The organism is Candidatus Zixiibacteriota bacterium, from assembly GCA_040753495.1.
GTDB lineage: Bacteria > Zixibacteria > MSB-5A5 > GN15 > PGXB01 > DYGG01.
Window position 1 is genome coordinate 16,238 of the sequence record JBFMEF010000175.1, and the last position, 4,317, is coordinate 20,554.

Consider the following 4,317-nt stretch of genomic DNA (forward strand, 5'->3'; position numbering starts at 1 on the left):
TCTGGACGTCAAGTTTCAGCATTCCTGTTTTGGTCCCGTCGTCATTTGTGCGTTAGGGGCGACCCTCGCGGTCGCCCGAGTGAAATACCGCTTCGCGGCATTTCGCGGGCAGGGATAAACCCTGCCCTACTGGTCCCTACTGTCGGTACGCACCTTCAATAGAGTCGGTTTCTCGTATTGTAGGGGCGACCCTCGCGGTCGTCCGAGTGAAATACCGCTTCGCGGCATTTCGCGGGCAGGGATAAACCCTGCCCCTACTGGTATCCGAGGCTGTGCAAATGGACATCAAAAATCCACATTACTGTCCATGAACAATCAAAGTGAATAAAGGTTTCCGGCAGATTAAGTCAAGGGGAATGTGGGGGGATTGATAGTTGACAAGAACTGTTTAATTCATTCAATTTCTGTCGAAATAATATTCAGGCGCCATTTACAGAAACTCAATTAGCCCGGAGGCAATTATGCTTGGACAATACCGTTCCATAAGAATTATCCGATATTTCTTCGCCCTTTTCATAATTCTGTCCGCCATTCCGCTGTTTTATTCCCCGGCTAACTGCCTTCAGAAGAAAGAGCCGCACCAGGTCGATATAAATGCCCTGGTCGGCGAAACCCAGGTGCAACCGCCGAACGAAGCCGACCGGCTGAATATAGTCTGGTGGATACCGTTGGAGTTCTGGAAAGGGGTATTCGCCAGCGACAGTTCCATCAGTGAAGCGGACAAAGTGGCGTATCTGGAGGCGATTCGCGACTATTCTGTCATCTCTATTTGTCAAGCCGATATCGGCGCTTTCGGTAGTTTCGACTTCTATCCCGAAGAAAAAGTGCGGCAGGGGATGTATGTCTCAGTAACCGACAGCGCCGGCGCCGCGCAGGAGGTGACTGTCATTGCCGACCTTCCCTCGGAACTGGAAGTAATCCTGGGTGTTTTTAAGCCGATTTTGAAGGCGGCGATGGGGAATTTGGGCGCCAATATGCATTTCTTCGTGCTTCCCGACCGTAATCATCCGGATGCGCGGTTGATTGACCCTTATCGACTTGGACGATTGAGTGTGAGTCTGACGCAGTCGGAAGGAAAAGTGGTCAATTGTGGTATCGAGTTCCCCCTCAATTCGCTCTTTGTCCCGAGAAAATGCCCCAATGGCAAAGAAGCGCATGTCTCCTGGAACTACTGCCCCTGGACCGGGCAGAAACTGAGCGATTGATTGAATTTGGGCTCAAGACGATTCTTACCCCTGGAGCCGAATCATCGCCTCACTCCATATTCCCTCTTCAATATCCCGAACATGAACTCATCATACCACCGATTGTTGCGGAAGGTCTGGCGTCGGAGCCGCCCTTCGAGTTTGAAGCCGCATTTCTGCAAGAGTTTCGCCGATGCGATATTGGGGTGCCAGACCCGGGCAACTACTTTCTGAAGTTTCATTTCTTTGAAGGCGTAACGGACCACCAGCCGGACCGCTTCCGAGGTGAATCCTTTTCCCCAATGCTCTTTGCCCAGCCAGTATCCGATTTCGACCCGCCTGTTGACTCTGTCTATCCGATGCATCCCAATCAACCCCAGCAGCCGATGCGAGCTTTTATCGATGATTCCGAATACTTCCGAAGTTCCTTTTTTTCTCCAGCGGCGCAGCGATTTGAGGAAAGCGTATGAGTCTTCCCGACGGTACGGAAATGGGACATAGGTGTAACGGCTGATTTCCCGATGGCGGGCGTAGCGGTAGATTGACTCGGCGTCAGACGGTCGCACCGGCCGCAGATAGATATTGTTCCCTTCCAGTTTCAACATAGCCACTCCCTTACTTTATGATTCGCAGGAGTACTTCCTGATAAAATTTTATGATTCCATAGATACAAATAACGGCCGTTCCGGAGGAGCGAAGGAATCTGTAAATCGGCCGGTCTTTGAAAACCGGGGGCTCTTCCCCTCTGGATACTCGCAGGAAAAGCCGTCCGTAATTGACCGAAGAGGCGACCAGCAGAATTGATGTAATTATCAGGAGAAGTTTTTCTCCTGAAGGAAAAATGACGACATAGCAGAAAATCAGAAGCGCCAGCGAGGCGAAGTAATATTTGCCGGTCAGGTTCGAGGGGAGGGTCGGCCGTTTCTTTCCCAGCAGAAGCGAACCGGCGAAAATAATCAGCAGGTCACGTGCGATGACGGCGGCTGCCATCCAAAGCGGAAACTCGCGGTACCGAAGAAGGGCGATAATCAGAGCGGCGGCGAATATCTTATCGGCTAACGGGTCGAGGATGATACCGAGTTGGCTTATTTGACCGCGCCGTCGCGCGAAGAAGCCGTCAAAATAGTCCGAGAACCCGGCCACCGCCATAAGGATGATGCCGATAATGATATCCTGCTCGGTTTTTCCCGCGATGAAATAGATAATGGCCGGCGCCAGAAGCACCCGCGACAGAGAAAGAAGATTCGGCAGAAGAAAAATATCTTTCAAATCAATTCCGTACTTGGTATCGGTACTGACAACCATGGTTTGTTTCTCATCCGCCGTACCGGCGGTCATTTTAATTATCAGGTGCAACCCGCCCCATTGCCGTAACCGCAGATGGGGCATCGGATAATATTCCCCGGCTCTTTCACCAGTTTGGCGAAACGGCAATTAGGACATAATTGCCCTTCCTTTATATAGACAATGGCGGAATTCTCAGAAGGCAGCGGGCAGCTGTCCGACATCTTGATTCCAGCATTTTTTTCTTCCATAAGATATTCAAAGATAATAGATTCAAAAGACAAATGGCAATTGTCAATAAGAAGTTTCGGGAAGGAAATCAAGACAGGATTGTATAATGATAAAGAAAGGAGTCGGTGTGAAAAGAAAGTCTCTAAATTCGGTTATTGCGGCGGCAATTATGATTCTTTGCGGCGCGGCGCTGGCTGATGAGGTTGCCGTCACTATTTACAACAGCAACCTGGGGGTGGTGCGGGAAAGACGGGAACTGGAATTCAAGAAGGGCCAGGGGATGCTTTCCTTTGTTGATGTCCCATCGATGATTGACGCCACCTCGGTCGGATTTGAACTTGCCGACAAAAACAGATCGGCCGCAATTCTGGAACAGAACTACGCTTATGACCTGGTCTCCCCGGAAAAAATCTACGCCAAATATATTGACAAGGAAGTTGACCTGATTGACAAGGACGGCAAGATATTCAGCGGAACACTCCTTTCCTTTTCCGGCGGGGCGGTGGTCCTGAAGGAGAAATCGGGGAAGATTCAGATTGTCCGGATGGACCAGATTACCAACACCAATTTCCCGCAACTTCCGGAAGGTTTGATAACCCGTCCCACCCTTTTCTGGCTGTATGAGTCCAATTTCAGCGGCAGAGCGCTTTGCGATGTCAGTTATCAGACCGGCGGGATGAACTGGATGGCGGAGTATGTGGCGATACTTTCCGATGATGAGAAAATGCTGGACGTGAGCGGATGGTCGTCGATTACCAACAACTCCGGGGCGACTTTCAAAGATGCCACTCTAAAGTTAATTGCCGGCGATATCAGCCGGGTGGCGCAGCCACGATTCAGAGAGATGTATGAGGCGGATGCTCAGATGATGGCAAAGGCAAGTGTCGCCGGATTTGAAGAAAAGGAGTTTTTTGAGTACCATCTGTACACCCTGCCCCGCAAGGCAACCCTGGCGAATAATGAAATCAAACAGATTTCACTTTTTGAGCCGGCCCGGACCGCGGTTACCAAGGAATTCCATTATGAGCCGGAATTGAATGCCCAGAAAGTGCGGGTGGAATTGCGCTTTGTCAATTCCAGACAGGATGGTCTGGGGATACCGCTTCCGGCCGGGCGCGTCCGCGCTTTCAAAGCCGATTCCGATGGCTCAATGGTGCTTTTGGGTGAAGACCGGATAAAGCATACCCCCAAAGATGAAAAAGTAAATCTCAAGATTGGATTTGCCTTTGATGTTTCCGCCTCGGAGAAGGTGACCAACTATGAGCGGATTTCCGACCGGGTGGAAGAGCGCAGTTACGAAATCAGCCTTCGCAACCACAAGAAAGAGGATATTACCATCAATGTGAAAAAGAAACTCTGGGGAGAGTGGAAGATTCTCAACAGCAATTTTGAATTTGAGAAGGAGGACGCCAACACTATAATTTTCAAGATACCGGTGAAAGCCAATGAAACGGTTCTACTTAATTTCACCGCGCGGACATCGTGAGGGCGTTGCTCAATTTGGGTTGACACCCTGAGAATAAGATATTAGATTGGCGGACTGTTATGAGAAATAAAACAGAACCCTGCATGGGAGGAGCCAATGCGGAATTATAAACATATTGTAGTAACTTTAATC

5 protein-coding genes are annotated in these 4,317 nt (G+C 49.9%); 2 read left to right on the forward strand and 3 right to left on the reverse strand.

Annotated features, from left to right (window positions below; translation table 11 throughout):
• The first annotated feature begins 461 nt into the window (after window positions 1-461).
• Window positions 462-1,205, forward strand: a complete 744-nt coding sequence (locus AB1690_11520) for a hypothetical protein (GenBank protein MEW6015940.1) — start codon at window positions 462-464, stop codon at window positions 1,203-1,205.
• Window positions 1,206-1,246: 41 nt separating this feature from the next.
• On the opposite strand, the gene AB1690_11525 is transcribed toward AB1690_11520, so the two are convergent.
• From AB1690_11525 to AB1690_11535, 3 genes are read right to left on the reverse strand one after another with little or no spacing between them, the layout of a single operon-like run.
• A complete protein-coding gene (locus tag AB1690_11525; protein MEW6015941.1) occupies window positions 1,247-1,789 on the reverse strand; it encodes a GNAT family protein in 543 nt (180 codons plus the stop codon).
• Window positions 1,790-1,799: 10 nt separating this feature from the next.
• Window positions 1,800-2,522, reverse strand: coding sequence for a CDP-alcohol phosphatidyltransferase family protein (locus AB1690_11530; protein ID MEW6015942.1), 723 nt, complete (start codon window positions 2,520-2,522; stop codon window positions 1,800-1,802).
• Between the two features lie 8 nt (window positions 2,523-2,530).
• Window positions 2,531-2,719 (reverse strand): hypothetical protein, encoded by a 189-nt coding sequence (locus AB1690_11535; GenBank protein MEW6015943.1) that lies wholly within the window; start codon window positions 2,717-2,719, stop codon window positions 2,531-2,533.
• 86 nt (window positions 2,720-2,805) lie between these two features.
• Between AB1690_11535 and AB1690_11540 the strand changes: the two genes are divergently transcribed.
• A complete protein-coding gene (locus AB1690_11540) occupies window positions 2,806-4,185 on the forward strand; it encodes a DUF4139 domain-containing protein (GenBank protein ID MEW6015944.1) in 1,380 nt (459 codons plus the stop codon).
• Window positions 4,186-4,317: the final 132 nt, after the last annotated feature.